The following is a 14,609-nucleotide window of genomic DNA, read 5'->3' as shown; positions in this document are numbered from 1 at the left end:
CAGAAGTGTGGGTCAGGGGTGTGGGTCGGCCGCGCGGGTCAGGTGAGCGCGCCCTTCATGGCGAGGGAGTGCAGGAAGCGCATCAGCGTCATCAGGACGTCCCGGCTGGAGGCCCGGCGTCGGACGTCGCAGTCGAGGATGGGGATCTCCTCGGGCAGGTCGAGCGCGGTGCGCAGCTCGGCCACGGGGTAACGGGGTGCGTCCGGGAAGGAGTTGACGGCGACGACGAAGGGCACGCCGCGTTCCTCCAGCCGTCCCATGACGTCGAAGCTGACCTCCAGGCGGCGGGTGTCCACCAGCACCACGGCGCCGAGCGCGCCCTCGAACAGGCCGTTCCACAGGAACCAGAAGCGCTCCTGGCCGGGCGTGCCGAACAGGTAGAGCACCAGTTGGTCGGTGATGCTGATGCGGCCGAAGTCCATGGCCACGGTGGTGGCGGTCTTGGAGGCGGAGCCGTAGTTGTCGTCGACGCCGATGCCCGCCTGGGTCATCGTCTCCTCCGTGGTCAGCGGCCTGATCTCGCTGACCGAGCCGACCATGGTCGTCTTGCCGACCCCGAATCCGCCCACGATGACGATCTTCACGGCGGCCTCGGCCGTGTGCGGCAGCCGGTCCTCCGTGCGTGGGCCCGGAATCGTGTCAGAGCTTTTGAAGTCCATGCATCACCGCTTCGAGAAGGGATCGGTCGGCGACCTTCTGGCGGACGATCGGGGCGCGGAACTGCACCAGTTCCGCCGTCAGCAGGTCGGTGAGCAGCACGGTCACCACACTGAACGGCAGGCTCAGGTAGGCCGACAGCTCGGCTACGGACAGGGGTGCGGCGCACAGCCGCAGCAGAGCCGCCTGTTCCGGTGTGGCGGACACCGGCGGGTCGGCGCGGGCCACGATCAGCGTGACCAGGTCGATGTCGGCGCGTTCGCCGCCGCCTTCGCCGCCGATGACGAAGAGCCGCTCGGGGTTGCGGAGTTCGCCTTCCTTGGGCGGCGGGGACGCCGGGGACGGGTCCTGGCCGGGAGTTCGCCTCTGGCGTTGCGGAGGAGTCATACGGTCTGCCCGTTGCGCCGCGCGGGAGTGGTCAGATGGGGTCCGATGCGGGCGACCAGGTCGGCCATGCTCAGGCTCATCCGGCCGGGCTCGCAGCGGACGTCGGAGAGCACGGCGAGGAAGGCGTTGGGGCCGGCGGCCATCAGGTAGAAGTAGCCGCCGTTCATCTCGATGATGACCATCTTCATCTCGCCGTCGCTGGTCGGGATCTCCTGGGCGACGGCCCCCGCGAGGCTCTGCAGGCCCGCGCAGGCGGCGGCGACCCGGTCGGCGGCGTCGGGGTCACCTGAGTAACGGGCGATGCGCAGACCGTCGGCGGAGAGCACCACGATCATCTCGATGCCCGGGACACCGTCGTAGAGATCCCTGAGCATCCAGTCGAACTTGCCTTGCTGCTCGATCACTTGAGGTTCCCCTCGTCATCGGCCGGGGCGCTGGCCGGCTGGTTGCTGGACTGCTGGTGGGCCTGGGTCAGACCCGGATGGTTCTTCAGGCCCTCCCAGAAGGCCTCGACCCACTGCCCCGGCGGGGTCGCTGCGACCGGCTCGGGCTCGGGGGCCGGCGGGATGCCGTTGCGGGCCCGCTCGGCGGCCTCGCGGGCCTCGCGTTCGGCCTCTTCGCGCTCCCAGGCCGCCTGCTCGGCGAGGCGCTGGCTGAGCGGCATCTTGACGCGGCTGCGGCGCTGCGGGAGACCGCCCGCCGTCCACTCGGTGACCTCGGGGACGTCGTCCTCGAGGGAGACCGTGGCCGGGATGCGGGGGCTGGTGGGGCGGCGCTTCTTGGGCTTGCGCTCGGGGCCGGGCAGGGCGTCCGGGCCCGGGGTGGGGATGGAGGTCGCGCCGATGCCGTGGGCGAGGCCGACGCCGGGTTCGGTGGTCGTCATCTTGCTGGGCACGATGAGGATGGCGCGGACCCCGCCGTACGCGGAGGCGCGCAGCGAGACGTCCATGCCGTACTGGGTGCACAGCCGGCCGACGACGGACAGGCCGAGGCGCGGGTGCTGGCTGAGGTCCTGGACGTCGGTGCCGCGCTTGGCGGCTTCGAGGAGTCCCTCGATGCGGGCGCGGGACTCCTCGCTGAGGCTGACGCCGGAGTCCTCGATCTCGATGCACACGCCGCTCTGCACCTCGGTCGCGGTGACGTGCACCTTGGAGCCGGGCGGCGAGTAGCGGGTGGCGTTGTCGAGGAGTTCGGCGGCGGCGTGGATGACCGGCTCGACCGCGGTGCCCTTGATGTTGACCTTGGCGATGGAGGCGAGGTTGATCCGGCGGTACTCGAGGATCCGGGACATGGCACCGCGCAGCACGCTGTAGAGCGCGACCGGTTCGGGCCACTGGCGTCCGGGCCGGCCGCCGCCGATGACGGAGATGGAGTCGGCGAGGCGGCCGATCAGCGCGGTGCCGTGGTCGATGCGCAGGAGGTCGTCGAAGACCTCGGGGTTGCGGCCGTGGTCCTCCTCCATCTCGCGCAGTTCCTTGTTCTGCTGGTGGACGATCGCCTGGACGCGGCGGGCGATGTCCACGAAGGAGCGTTCGGCGGACTCGCGCATGGAGTCCTGGTGGTCGATGATCGCGCACACCCTGCGGATGAGGTCGCGCTGGGGATCGCCGAGGTCGGCGTAGGAGGGGTCGAGCTCGGGCAGGTACCGGACCGTCTCCTCGGGGGTGTTGCCCCGGCGCATGTGGTGGACGGCGGCGGGCAGGATCTCGCCGCCGATGCGGGCCATCTCCTCATGGTGACCCGCCACCCTCCGTTCCAGATACGCGCTGTGACGGGCGTGCTCGGCGCGCAGGGCCCGCAGGGTCCGGCCCCGGCGCACCGCTTCGGCCGCCACCGCGATCACCAGCAGGGTGGCGACGGTGCCGCACCAGGCGACGGCGAGCCGCGCCGGCTCCGTCACCAGGGCGACGGCGGCCCCGGACGCCGCGGCCATCAGTATGGCGGGGAGCAACAGCGTGCGCGCGTACGGAAGTTCACGGCGCCCTGGAGGGGAATCAACACTCACCATGTAGGCCCTCTGAAAAAGAATCGGCGGGGATGGGGAAGCGTGCGTGGGGGTACGTCTGGGAGTTGCCGGGATCTTCGGCGCATTGGGAACAAGCGCGCGAATTCACCTCAACTCGGTGCGCTGCGGGCGAGCTTAGTCCGAGCGGATCATCGCCGTGTCATATTCGGCAAGCACCTGAAACGGGCACGGGTACTGGAGTAGCCTCGAGCCCATTTGCACGCTGGGGAGTCATTCGAACACCTGCTGTAATGATGCACGGGCGTACGCAGACCACTCAGCGTGATGAGGGATCGTCACGCCGGCACCCGGACGCACGAAGGCCCGGCAGGGCGCGGGCCGCCCCCTGTGCGGGGCCGGACCGCGCCCTGCCGGGCCGGTGAGGTGCCGGTCAGCCCACGGACGAGTAGGCGACCACTCCGCGCAGCAGCCCGTCGACCGCCTTGCGCGCGTTCTTCGGGACCGTCGAGCCCTCGCGGGGCGCCGCCGCCGCGATCTGGCCGAGGACGTCGATGACCTGCTTGCACCAGCGGACGAAGTCGCCGGCCGGCATCTCCGCCTCGCGCAGCACCTCGTCGAGGCCCTTGCCGGACGCCCATTCGTAGGCGGCCCAGGCGAAGCCGAGGTCGGGCTCGCGCTGGCCGACGCCCTCGGTCTGGCTGATCCGGAACTCCTCCTCCAGGGCGTCCAGCCGCCCCCAGATGCGCACCGTCTCGCCGAGCGCGGCCTTGGCCTTGCCGGAGGGCACCTTCGGCGCCATCGCGTCGTCGGCGACCCGCGACTCGTAGACCAGGGCCGAGACACAGGCGGCGAGTTCGGCCGGGGAGAGTCCCTCCCAGACGCCCTCGCGCAGGCACTCGCTGGCGAGCAGGTCGAGTTCGCCGTAGAGCCGGGCGAGGCGCTTGCCGTTCTCGGTGACCTCGTCGCCGCGCAGATAGTCCATCTCGGTCAGCAGGGCGACGATGCGGTCGAAGGTGCGGGCGATGGTGTTCGTCCGTCCCTCGATCCGGCGCTCCAGCTGGGAGGTGTCGCGCAGCAGCCGGTGGTACCGCTCGGCCCAGCGGGCGTGGTCCTCGCGGTCGTCGCAGCCGTGGCAGGGATGGGCGCGGATGGCCTTGCGCAGCCGCGCGATCTCCCGGTCGTCGGCCGCCTGGGACCGCTTCTTGCGGGCCCGCTCCGGCGGGATGTGCCCGGCCTTGGTGCGCAGCGCGGAGGCGAGGTCGCGACGGGACTGCGGTGAGCGCGGGTTGAAGGACTTGGGGATCCGCATCCGCTCCAGCGCCTCGACGGGCACCGGGAAGTCCATCGACGCCAGCCGCTTGACCTGACGTTCGGCGGTCAGCACCAGCGGGCGGGGCCCGTCGTGATGCTCGAAGCCGCGGTGGCCGTTGGAACGTCCGGCGGGCAGGCCCGGGTCCAGCACCAGGGCGAGGCCCGCGTACTTGCCCGTCGGCACGTGGATGACGTCGCCGGGCTTCAGCTTCTCCAGCGCCACGGCGGCCTCGGCACGCCGCTGGTTGGCGCCCTGCCGGGCCAGCTCCTGCTCACGGTCCTTCAGTTCGCGGCGCAGCCGCGCGTACTCGTCGAAGTCGCCGAGGTGGCAGGTCATGGAGGCCTTGTAGCCCTCGAGCCCCTCCTCGTTGCGCTGGACCTGACGGGAGATCCCGACGACCGACTTGTCGGCCTGGAACTGAGCGAAGGAGGTCTCCAGCAGCTCCCGGGAGCGGTGCCGGCCGAACTGCTCGACCAGGTTGACCGCCATGTTGTACGACGGCCGGAAGCTGGAGCGCAGCGGGTACGTACGGGTGCCGGCGAGGCCCGCGAGGTGCTCGGGGCTCATGCCGCGCTGCCACAGCACGACGGCGTGTCCCTCGACGTCGATGCCGCGCCGGCCGGCCCGGCCGGTGAGCTGGGTGTACTCGCCGGGGGTGATGTCGGCGTGCTGCTCGCCGTTCCACTTGACCAGCTTCTCCAGCACCACCGAGCGGGCGGGCATGTTGATGCCGAGGGCGAGGGTCTCGGTGGCGAAGACGGCCTTGACCAGACCGCGCACGAAGAGCTCCTCGACGACCTCCTTGAAGGTCGGCAGCATGCCCGCGTGGTGGGCGGCGATGCCCCGCTCCAGACCCTCCAGCCACTCGTAGTAGCCCAGGACGTGCAGGTCCTCGGCGGGGATGGAGGCGGTGCGCTCCTCGACGAGGGCGCGTACCTTCGCGCGCGCCTCGTCGTCGTTGAGCCGCAGTCCGGCGTACAGGCACTGCTGGACGGCGGACTCGCAGGCGGCGCGGCTGAAGATGAAGGTGATCGCGGGCAGCAGTCCCTCGGCGTCGAGCCGCTCGATGACCTCGGGCCGGCCCGGCGTCCAGATGCGGGAGCGCTGCCGGCGCTCGCGCTCGCGGTCGGCCTCGCGCATGTGCCGGCCGCGGCGGCGGTCCTGGTACGAGGGGCGGGTCGCCTCCATGCGCGCCATGCGCATGAGGTCCGGGTTGACGGCCTTCTTGTGGCCCTCGCCCTCCTCGAACAGGTCGTACATGCGGCGCCCGGCCAGCACGTGCTGGAACAGCGGCACGGGGCGGTGCTCGGAGACGATCACCTGGGTGTCGCCGCGCACCGTGTCCAGCCAGTCGCCGAACTCCTCGGCGTTCGACACGGTCGCCGACAGCGACACCAGCGTCACCGACTCGGGGAGGTGGATGATCACTTCCTCCCACACGGCGCCGCGGAAGCGGTCGGAGAGGTAGTGCACCTCGTCCATCACCACATAGCCCAGGCCGAGGAGGGTCTGGGAGCCCGCGTACAGCATGTTGCGCAGGACCTCGGTGGTCATCACGACCACCGGGGCGTCGGAGTTCACGCTGTTGTCGCCGGTGAGCAGGCCGACCTTGTCCGCGCCGTAGCGGCGGCAGAGGTCGGCGTACTTCTGGTTCGACAGGGCCTTGATGGGGGTCGTGTAGAAGCACTTCTTGCCCTGCCGGAGGGCGAGGTGGACGGCGAACTCGCCGACGATCGTCTTGCCGGAGCCGGTGGGCGCGGCGACCAGCACGCCCTTGCCGGCCTCGAGTGCCTGGCAGGCCTCGATCTGGAACGGGTCGAGGCCGAAGTCGTACATCTCGCGGAAGGACGCGAGCGCGGTGGCCTGCTCGGCAGCGCGCTGACGGGCTGCCGCGTACCGCTCGGCCGGTGAGAGATCCTCTGTCATCGTACTTTCGAGCGTACCGGGCCCCACTGACAACGGGACGATCTTTATCCGGCCCGGGGCCGCGCCGCCCCTGCCTCCGCCCGGGATGTGACGTTCGTCCCAGGGCTGGCACGAGAGGGGCCGGACGGTCGCCGTCCGGCCCCTTCACCTGTGTCGTTGCTCCGCCGCTCGGCTCAGGTCACGTCGTCGTACCCGTTGTACCGGGCCGACGGGGTGCCGTCGACGGCCCCGCTCGCCTGCTGGGGCAGGGCCCGGGACGCCGTCACGGGTTCGACGCCGTCGACCGGCTCCGGCGTGAGGTCGAGCGGCGAGGCCTCGTCGTCGTCGAGCTCGGCGTCGGGGTCGGCGCGGCGCCGGCGCTTGTCGTTGAGCACGGAGAACCCGACCGCCAGGAAGTACAGGACGACGATCGGCCCGGCGAGGGCGATCATGCCGACGGGGTCGGTGGTCGGCGTGGCGACGGCACCGAAGACGAAGACGCCCATCACGACGCCACGCCACCAGCCGGCCATCCTGCGTCCCGTGACGACGCCGGCGACGTTGAGCATCACGAGCACGAGGGGCAGCTCGAAGGCACCGCCGAAGATGAGGATCATCCGGACGATGAAGTCCAGGATCTTGTCCATCGGAAGAATGTTCGCCGAGCCGTCCGGCGTGATCCCCAGCAGCACGCGCATGCTGACCGGCATGATCGTGTACGCGAGCCAGCCACCCCCCAGGAAGAGGGGTACGGCCGCCGCCACGAACCAGTACGTGTACTTGCGCTCATGCTTGTGCAGACCCGGCGCCACGAACGCCCAGAGCTGGTAGAGCCAGACCGGGCTGGAGAGGACGATGCCCGCCATGAGGCACACCTTCACCGTGGTGGTGAAGGGCGACAGCAGGTCGGTGTAGGCGATCACGGCGCAGGCGCCACCGGTCGACTCGCCCAGGCCGTCGGTACAGCGCGGCACGGGGTCCATGAGGAAGGTCATCAGCTGCTGGCTGTAGAAGACCGCCACCACCGTGACGACCGTGATCGCCAGCATGCCTTTCGCGAGCCGGTTGCGCAGCTCGCGCAGGTGCTCCACGAGGGGCATCCGCCCCTCGGGATCCTTCTCTTTCTTGCGGGCAGACTTGAGCAACCCACATCCTCATCTCGTGCGGCGGGCCGGTCGGCGCCGGCCCTGCGTCAGCGCTTGGTCGTGTCCGTCGGCTCGGTGACCGGGCGCGAGCTGGTCACGTCGCCGGGGGCGGCCTGGATGGTGCGCTGCGTCGCGGCCTGCTCGGGGTTCGGCGGGTCGGCGGGGGCGGCGGACTTGTTCTCGTCCTTCATCGCCTTCGCCTCGGACTTGAGGATGCGCGCGGACTTGCCGAGCGAACGTGCCATGTCCGGGAGCTTCTTCGCGCCGAACAACAGGATGATGACGACGAGAATAAGAATGATCTCGGTAGGTCCGAGCCTTCCCATAAGTCTTTACCTTCTCACCGAGGCGGCTGGGTGGGGGTGCTGTCCGACCCGTCGGACATGCGTCCGACCGATCGTGTTGTGCAGCGATCGTAACGCTCAGGGGTAAACGAGAGGCAATCCCTGTGCGTACTCCCGTCCGCGTCCGGGCCTCGTATTCCGGACCGCGATCAGCAGCGTACCTTCCGGAACCTGCGCGGTGACAGGGAGCGGCCGTGCGCGACGCGACGGACGGCGTCCGCCGGATCAGTCCCGGAATGCGGCGTGGTTCACAGGGCGTCCGCGGAACGGGCGGCGCTCTGCGCGGCGCGCTCCAGGTCGGCGGCGGCCCGGTTGATGCGGGACGCCGAGTCCGTCACCTGCCGGCCCAGCCGCCGCGCCTCCACGAACACCCGTACGGCGAACACCGCGAGGACGGCGAGACCCACAAAACCCACGGCAACCGCGAACATCGGCCAGAACATGAGGCCGAGCCTAGACCGTACGGCGGGCGGTCCGTGCACGCCGGCCGGTCACACCGTGGAGTGCAGCCGCAGGGTCCGCACGCCGCCGCCCGTGAGCAGCTCGACGATCCGCTCCCCGGCGGGCTTGCGGACGGCGGAGCCGCACTCGGGGCACGTGAACGAGTAGAAGGTGGTGCGGCTCGTGGCGCCGATGGCCAGGCGCAGGGCGCTCGCGGCGAGTTCGAAGCGGCCCCGGCAGTCCGGGCAGCCGGCCCTGAAGACGACCGGCGAGACGCGTCTCATGCCGGCGAACGCGGACGCCGCCGTCACGCCGGGCCCCGTCGCCTCGTTCACAGTGCCCGCTCCTGCCTGTCGCGCCCGGTGTCCGGCCCGCCGGTCGCCGTCTGTCCCACCGCGGTCGCCGGCCCCGCACCCTGCGCCGTGCCGGCCTCGATCCCGTCGTACGCCGCGAGCGCGTCGCGGGCGGCCTGCCGGGCGCTGCCGGCGAGCTCGGACGGGGACACGATCCGGCCGTCGCGTCCGAGCCGGAGCGCCAGCCGCCGCAGGGACGCGGGGTCGGGGGTGCGCAGGGTGATGCGCAGGCCGCCGTCGGGCAGCTCCTCCGCGCTGTCGTGCGGGTAGTACTCGGCGACCCAGCGGCCGCCCGGGCCGACCTCCACGACGACCTCGGGGTCCTCGGCGGCGGGCTGCACCAGCGCCTCGGACAGGTCCCGCAGCTCCACCTCGGGCGGCGCGGCGGGCTCGTCGAGGATCCGGATCTCGGCGACCCGGTCGAGCCGGAAGGTGCGCCGGGCCTCGGAACGGCGGCACCAGGCCTCGACGTAGGTGTGCCCCACGCTGACGAGCCGGATGGGGTCGATCTCGCGCTCGGTCAGCTCGTCGCGGGCCGGCGAGTAGTAGCGGATCCACAGGCGCCGGCGCTCGGAGATGGCCCGGTCGACGTCGGCGAAGACACCGCCCTCGGACTCGAAGGTGACGGACAGGCGCGAGCTGGCGCCCGCGGCCTCGCCGGCCGCCGTCTCCACCTTGGCGGTCGCCCGCAGCAGCGCCTGCCGGTCGCTCTCGCGCAGGCCGGGCAGCGTCGCCACCGCGCGGGCGGCGACGAGCAGCGCGGTGGCCTCGTCGGCGGCCAGCCGCAGCGGCTCGGCCGCGTCCGCGCCCAGCGCCGCCGGGTTGTGCCACCAGATGCGCTCGCCGTCGGTGTCGATGTCGAGCAGATCGCCGCCGCGGAAGCTGGTGCCGCACATGGGCAGCACGTCGAGGTCGGAGACCAGCTCGTCCTCGGTGATGCCGAAGGCGCGCGCGACGTCCTCGACGCGGGCGCCGGGACGCTCGCGCAGATACGTCACCAGGGACAGCATCCGTCGGGTCTGGTCGATGGCGTTCACGGGCCTGACCGGTTTGCCTGCCACTGTGTTGTCCGCTCCCCCTCAGCCCTTGGCCACGGCACGCAGCCGGTCCACGACGTCCGCACGCAGCTCGGCGGGCTCCAGGACCACCACGTCCGGCCCGAACTCCACCAGCCAGGCGTCCAGGCCGTGTCCGTACGGAATCTCCAACTCGTCCCAGCCGTCGCCGAGTTCCCGCACGGCGGTGGCCTTCGCCCGCAGCGGGTAGCCCGCGCCCGCACGCAGCCGGATCAGCGCGGAGCGGTCGGCGGTCTCCCCCGCCCAGCTCGCGACCGTCTCGCGGACGGTGACGACATCGGGCACGGGGGCGGTGAACCGCGCTCCGCGCGAGCGCACCTTGCCGGTGATCCGCGACAACCGGAACACCCGCTCCGCTCCGCGGTCGCGGTCGAACCCGGCCAGATACCAGTGGCCGCGCCAGCACTCCAGCGCCCACGGCTCGACGTGCCGGGGCTCGGGCTGCGCGGCGTTGGCCTTGCGGTACTCGAAGAGGACCGGGCGGCGGTCTCGGCAGGCCAGCATCAGCGGCTCGAAGGCGGCCTCGTGCACGGGGATGCGCGGCTCGAGGGCGCTGTGCGCCTCGTACGGGTCGACGTCCTCGGGCAGCCCGGCCGCCCGCAGCTTCTGCAGCGCGCCGCTGGCCGCGCCGGCGAGCCTGGCCTGCTGCCAGACCTTGGCGGCCAGTCCGAGGGCGGCGGCCTCCTCGGCGTCGAGGGTGATGGGCGGCAGCCGGTTGCTGTCGCGGCGCGCCAGATACCCGATCTCGCCGTCGAGGCCCTCGACGGTCTCGATGACCAGGCCGAGTTCCCGCAGGTCGTCCTTGTCCCGCTCGAACATGCGGTTGAAGGAGTCGTCGGATCCCGCCTCGAGGTAGGCCTCGATGGAGTCTCGCAGCTCGCGCTTGCTGAGTGGCCGCCGCGTCCCGAGCAGACACAGCGCCAGGTTCATCAGCCGCTCGGCCTTGGCAATGGCCATCGACGCCCTTCTCCCTATGGTGCTTACGACGGATGACCGTACCGCCCCGCGGTGGCGCGGCAAAAGCCGAGGGCCCATGCCCGGACAGGCATGGACCCCGAATGACCGGCTCTGATCACTGTCCGTTCGGACGGCGATCACGCGTCGATCAGACTCCGAGCAGATCGACCACGAAGATCAGCGTCTCGCCGGGCTGGATCGCCGGGGTCGGGCTCTGATTGCCGTAGGCGAGGTGCGCGGGGATGGTCAGCTGGCGACGGCCGCCGACCTTCATGCCCTGCACGCCCTGGTCCCAGCCCTTGATGACCCGGCCGCCACCGAGCGGGAAGCGGAACGGGGTGCCCCGGTTCCAGCTGGCGTCGAACTCCTCGCCCGTGCTGAAGGCCACGCCCACGTAGTGGACGGTCACGGTCTGGCCGGCCTCGGCGACCGGGCCGTCGCCCTCCCAGATGTCCTTGATCTCGAGGTCCGCCGGGGGCTCGCCGCCCGGGAAGTCGATCTCGGGCTTGTCGATGCTCACGTGTCTGGCTCCTGCTTGTCTGTCTCGTGTGTCGGAAGGCAACACCCAAGTCTTACATCCCGGAGCGTCACATCTTCGCGAGGATGTCGACCGAGAAGACCAGCGTCGAATCCTTCTCGATGCCGCTGCCCTGCGGCGGGTTGTCGCCGTATCCCAGGTCCGGCGGGACCACGATCAGGACGCGGCTGCCGACCTTCTTGCCGGTCAGTCCCTGCGACCATCCCTTGACGACCTGCTGGAGCGAGAAGGAGGCCAGCTGCTTCCTGCTGTACGTGGAGTCGAACTCCTTGCCGCCGTCCCACACCACGCCCTTGTACTGCACGAGCACGGTGTCCTGCGCGGCGACCTCCGGACCGTCGCCCTCGAGCACGTAGTTCGCCACGAGCTTCTTCGGCGCCGCCGTGTCGGGCACCTCGATGGAGGGCGCGGCACCGTCGGTGTTGGTGCCGACCTCGGGCAGCGCCGCGTCGTCCTGCGCGACCTCCTTGCCCTTGACGGAGCTCTTGCCGTTGAAGACGTCCTTCACGTCGACCACGAACACCAGGGTGTCGGTGCCCTTGATGCCACCCTGCGGGCTGCCCTCGTCGCCGTACCCGTAGGCCGGCGGGACGGCCATCTGCACGCGGCTGCCGGCCTTCTTGCCCGCGAGCGCGTACCGCCAGCCGTCGATGATCGTGCCCTGGGCCAGCTGGAGGACGATCGGCGCCTTGCGGTCGTAGGAGTTGTCGAAGACCTTCGCGGTGTCCCAGATCTGGCCCAGGTAGTCGGCCGCCAGGTAGTCGTTCTCCGCGATCGTCTGGCCATTGCCGGCGATCACCGTCTTCACCGCGAGGTCCTTGGACGGCTCGCCGCTGCCCTTGGCTACCGTCGGCTTCTCCCCGAACTTCGTGCCCGCCGTGATCGCCGGCAACGGGCCGTCGACGATCTTCGGGGACGGGGCCGCGGACGGGCTCGACGTCTGGGGCGACGCGCTGTCGCTGGCCTTGCTCGAACCGGAGTCCTCGTCACCGCATGCGGCGAGCGTGACCAGTCCGGCGGGAACGGCGATGAGGAGGGAGCGTCGGCGCACGGTGGGGGCCTCGTAATCGGTGTCGGTCGGTCATGTCTGCTGGCGTGCGCGCAACTCTACGACCTGAGAAGGGCACCGTACGGATAACGTACGGTGCCCGTGTGGCGTTCCGGTCCCCGCGGAACGGACGCCTTCTCACTGCGTACCGGTCACATCCCGGCGATCAGCTTCTCCACCCGGTCGTCCACCGACCGGAAGGGGTCCTTGCACAACACGGTGCGCTGCGCCTGGTCGTTGAGCTTGAGGTGGACCCAGTCGACGGTGAAGTCCCGGCGCTGCTCCTGGGCCCGCCGGATGAAGTCGCCGCGCAGCCGGGCCCTGGTGGTCTGCGGCGGGACGGACTTGCCCTCGAAGATCTTCAGGTCGTTGGCGACCCGGGCGGCCTGGCCCTTCTTCTCGAGCAGGTAGTACAGACCACGACGGCGGTGGATGTCGTGGTAGGCGAGGTCTATCTGGGCGACCCGCGGGTGGGACATGGTCATGTTGTGCTTGGCCCGGTACCGCTCGAGGAGCTTGTACTTCATGACCCAGTCGATCTCGGTGTCGATGCGGTCGAGGTCCTCGGCCTCGATCGCGTCCAGCGTCCGGCCCCACAGCTCCAGCACCCGCTCGACGGTGCCGGTGCGGATGCCGCGGCGCTCGCAGAAGTCCAGGGCCTTCTCGTAGTACTCCCGCTGCACCTCCAGCGCGGACGCCTCCCGGCCGCTGGCCAGGCGCACCTTGCGGCGCCCGGTGATGTCGTGGCTGACCTCGCGGATCGCCCGGATCGGGTTCTCCAGGGTGAGGTCGCGCATCACCGTGCCCGCCTCGATCATGCGCAGCACCAGGTCGGTGGCGCCGACCTTGAGCAGCATGGTCGTCTCGGACATGTTGGAGTCGCCCACGATGACGTGCAGGCGACGGTAGCGCTCGGCGTCGGCGTGCGGCTCGTCGCGGGTGTTGATGATCGGCCGCGACCTGGTGGTCGCCGAGGAGACACCCTCCCAGATGTGCTCGGCCCGCTGGCTGACGCAGTACACGGCGCCGCGCGGCGTCTGAAGCACCTTGCCGGCGCCGCAGAGCAGCTGCCGGGTCACCAGGAACGGGATGAGAATGTCCGCGAGCCGGGAGAACTCCCCGTGGCGCGCCACCAGATAGTTCTCGTGGCAGCCGTAGGAGTTTCCGGCGGAGTCGGTGTTGTTCTTGAAGAGGTAGACGTCGCCCGCGATTCCCTCCTCGTGCAGGCGTCGTTCGGCGTCCACCAGGAGTCCTTCGAGAATGCGCTCGCCCGCCTTGTCGTGGGTGACGAGTTCAATCACGTTGTCACATTCGGGTGTCGCGTATTCCGGATGTGATCCCACGTCGAGATAGAGGCGGGCCCCGTTGCGCAGAAAGACATTGCTGCTGCGGCCCCATGACACGACACGGCGGAAGAGGTACCGCGCCACCTCGTCAGGCGACAGGCGGCGCTGTCCCCTGAACGTGCACGTGACGCCGTACTCGTTCTCCAGCCCGAAAATGCGGCGGTCCATGACTGAACATTACGCCTGATGACCCGAACTGAAACGGGGTTCGACGGCACGGTTCGGATCATTTTCCGATGAAGCCGCAACGACCGCTTGCCGCGCGGGAGCTGCGAGGACCCGCCCCGTGCAGGCCAGCACGAGCAGCGACACGACCCCGGCCGCCCCGGGCACGGCGAAGCCCCACAGCGCCCCGCCGTGCTCCACCACGGGCCCGGCGAGGCCCGTGCCGACCGAGGCGCCCACGGTGAACGTCGTCACGAGCCAGGAGAACGCCTCCGTCACCGTGCCGCGCGGCGCGTGCTGATCGACGAGGACGAACGCGCAGGCGATGCAGGGCGCCAGGAACACCCCCGCCACCGCCGTGAGCAGCACCATGGCGACCGCGCCCGGCATCAGCATCAGCGGCAGGTAACACACCGCCAGCAGCGCCACGAGGAGCCTCAGTCGCCGCGCCGGGGCGCCGGCCCACTGCCGTGCCCCGTAGACGGTCCCGCCGACCAGCGCGCCGAGCCCCAGGGCGGCCATCAGCCAGCCGTAGACGGCGTCACCGCCGTGCTCGTCCGCGTAGGGCACGGAGGCCACGGTGATGGAGCCGAGCGCCATGCCGATGAACAGGAAGGCCCCCAGGAGCGCCAGCAGCCCGGACGAACGCAGGGCACCCAGCCAGTGGGCCTCGCGCGGAGCCGATCGCCACGCGCGCGAGGGGGGCGACACGACCACGGAGAGGGCGCCCAGCACACCCACCGCGTTCAGCACGAGCAGGGCGGCCGTCGGCGACCACAGCGACACGCACACCGTCACGAGCAGCGGCCCGACGGTGAACATGACCTCCTGCGCCACGGCGTCCATGGCGTACGCCGTGTGCACCTGGTCCTCCTCGCGGAGCACGCTCGGCCACAGGGCCCGCAGGCCGCCCTCCAGCGGGGGTGTGAAGAGGCCCGCGGCTCCCACGGCCACGTACGCGAGCGCAGC

The 14,609-nt window shown here is 70.8% G+C and carries 15 protein-coding genes; all 15 read right to left on the bottom strand.

Features of this window, described 5'->3' with window-relative positions; genetic code table 11:
- Window positions 1-38 precede the first annotated feature (38 nt).
- Window positions 39-659, bottom strand: coding sequence for an ATP/GTP-binding protein (locus AB0E77_RS32200; RefSeq protein WP_361577928.1), 621 nt, complete (start codon window positions 657-659; stop codon window positions 39-41).
- Window positions 640-1,044 carry a DUF742 domain-containing protein gene (locus AB0E77_RS32195; protein WP_361577925.1) on the bottom strand — a complete coding sequence of 135 codons (405 nt, stop codon included), beginning with the start codon at window positions 1,042-1,044 and terminating at the stop codon, window positions 640-642. The genes AB0E77_RS32200 and AB0E77_RS32195 overlap by 20 nt, the downstream gene beginning before the upstream one ends.
- The gene (locus AB0E77_RS32190; protein ID WP_361577922.1) at window positions 1,041-1,448 is read right to left on the bottom strand and encodes a roadblock/LC7 domain-containing protein; all 408 of its coding nucleotides are present in this window, start codon (window positions 1,446-1,448) and stop codon (window positions 1,041-1,043) included. The genes AB0E77_RS32195 and AB0E77_RS32190 overlap by 4 nt, the downstream gene beginning before the upstream one ends.
- The gene (locus AB0E77_RS32185) at window positions 1,445-3,052 is read right to left on the bottom strand and encodes an ATP-binding protein (RefSeq protein ID WP_361577919.1); all 1,608 of its coding nucleotides are present in this window, start codon (window positions 3,050-3,052) and stop codon (window positions 1,445-1,447) included. Before AB0E77_RS32185 ends, AB0E77_RS32190 begins: the two co-directional genes overlap by 4 nt.
- A gap of 388 nt (window positions 3,053-3,440) precedes the next feature.
- A complete protein-coding gene (locus AB0E77_RS32180) occupies window positions 3,441-6,248 on the bottom strand; it encodes a DEAD/DEAH box helicase (RefSeq protein WP_361577916.1) in 2,808 nt (935 codons plus the stop codon).
- Between the two features lie 173 nt (window positions 6,249-6,421).
- Window positions 6,422-7,327 (bottom strand): twin-arginine translocase subunit TatC, encoded by a 906-nt coding sequence (tatC, locus tag AB0E77_RS32175; RefSeq protein ID WP_361577913.1) that lies wholly within the window; start codon window positions 7,325-7,327, stop codon window positions 6,422-6,424.
- A 92-nt stretch (window positions 7,328-7,419) separates the two neighbouring features.
- Window positions 7,420-7,698 carry a Sec-independent protein translocase subunit TatA gene (gene tatA, locus AB0E77_RS32170; protein WP_225636670.1) on the bottom strand — a complete coding sequence of 93 codons (279 nt, stop codon included), beginning with the start codon at window positions 7,696-7,698 and terminating at the stop codon, window positions 7,420-7,422.
- A 266-nt stretch (window positions 7,699-7,964) separates the two neighbouring features.
- Window positions 7,965-8,159, bottom strand: a complete 195-nt coding sequence (locus AB0E77_RS32165; protein WP_361577910.1) for a hypothetical protein — start codon at window positions 8,157-8,159, stop codon at window positions 7,965-7,967.
- A gap of 48 nt (window positions 8,160-8,207) precedes the next feature.
- The gene (locus tag AB0E77_RS32160; RefSeq protein WP_361577975.1) at window positions 8,208-8,441 is read right to left on the bottom strand and encodes a hypothetical protein; all 234 of its coding nucleotides are present in this window, start codon (window positions 8,439-8,441) and stop codon (window positions 8,208-8,210) included.
- A gap of 47 nt (window positions 8,442-8,488) precedes the next feature.
- Complete coding sequence (locus AB0E77_RS32155) at window positions 8,489-9,571, bottom strand: WYL domain-containing protein (RefSeq protein ID WP_361577907.1); 1,083 nt, start codon at window positions 9,569-9,571, stop codon at window positions 8,489-8,491.
- 18 nt (window positions 9,572-9,589) lie between these two features.
- Entirely contained in the window at window positions 9,590-10,543 is a 954-nt protein-coding gene (locus tag AB0E77_RS32150) for a WYL domain-containing protein (RefSeq protein ID WP_189230514.1), read from the bottom strand.
- 148 nt (window positions 10,544-10,691) lie between these two features.
- The gene (locus AB0E77_RS32145; protein WP_161163603.1) at window positions 10,692-11,063 is read right to left on the bottom strand and encodes an FKBP-type peptidyl-prolyl cis-trans isomerase; all 372 of its coding nucleotides are present in this window, start codon (window positions 11,061-11,063) and stop codon (window positions 10,692-10,694) included.
- A gap of 67 nt (window positions 11,064-11,130) precedes the next feature.
- Entirely contained in the window at window positions 11,131-12,132 is a 1,002-nt protein-coding gene (locus AB0E77_RS32140) for an FKBP-type peptidyl-prolyl cis-trans isomerase (protein WP_361577904.1), read from the bottom strand.
- A gap of 149 nt (window positions 12,133-12,281) precedes the next feature.
- Complete coding sequence (gene pafA, locus AB0E77_RS32135; protein ID WP_361577901.1) at window positions 12,282-13,643, bottom strand: Pup--protein ligase; 1,362 nt, start codon at window positions 13,641-13,643, stop codon at window positions 12,282-12,284.
- Between the two features lie 9 nt (window positions 13,644-13,652).
- Window positions 13,653-14,609 (bottom strand): MFS transporter (locus AB0E77_RS32130; RefSeq protein ID WP_361577898.1); only part of this gene is annotated, 957 nt, incomplete at its 5' end.

Source organism: Streptomyces sp. NPDC032940, assembly GCF_040636935.1.
Lineage (GTDB): Bacteria > Actinomycetota > Actinomycetes > Streptomycetales > Streptomycetaceae > Streptomyces.
The sequence above is the reverse complement of the archived record's forward strand: the minus strand, read 5'-3'. Positions and strand labels throughout refer to the sequence as shown.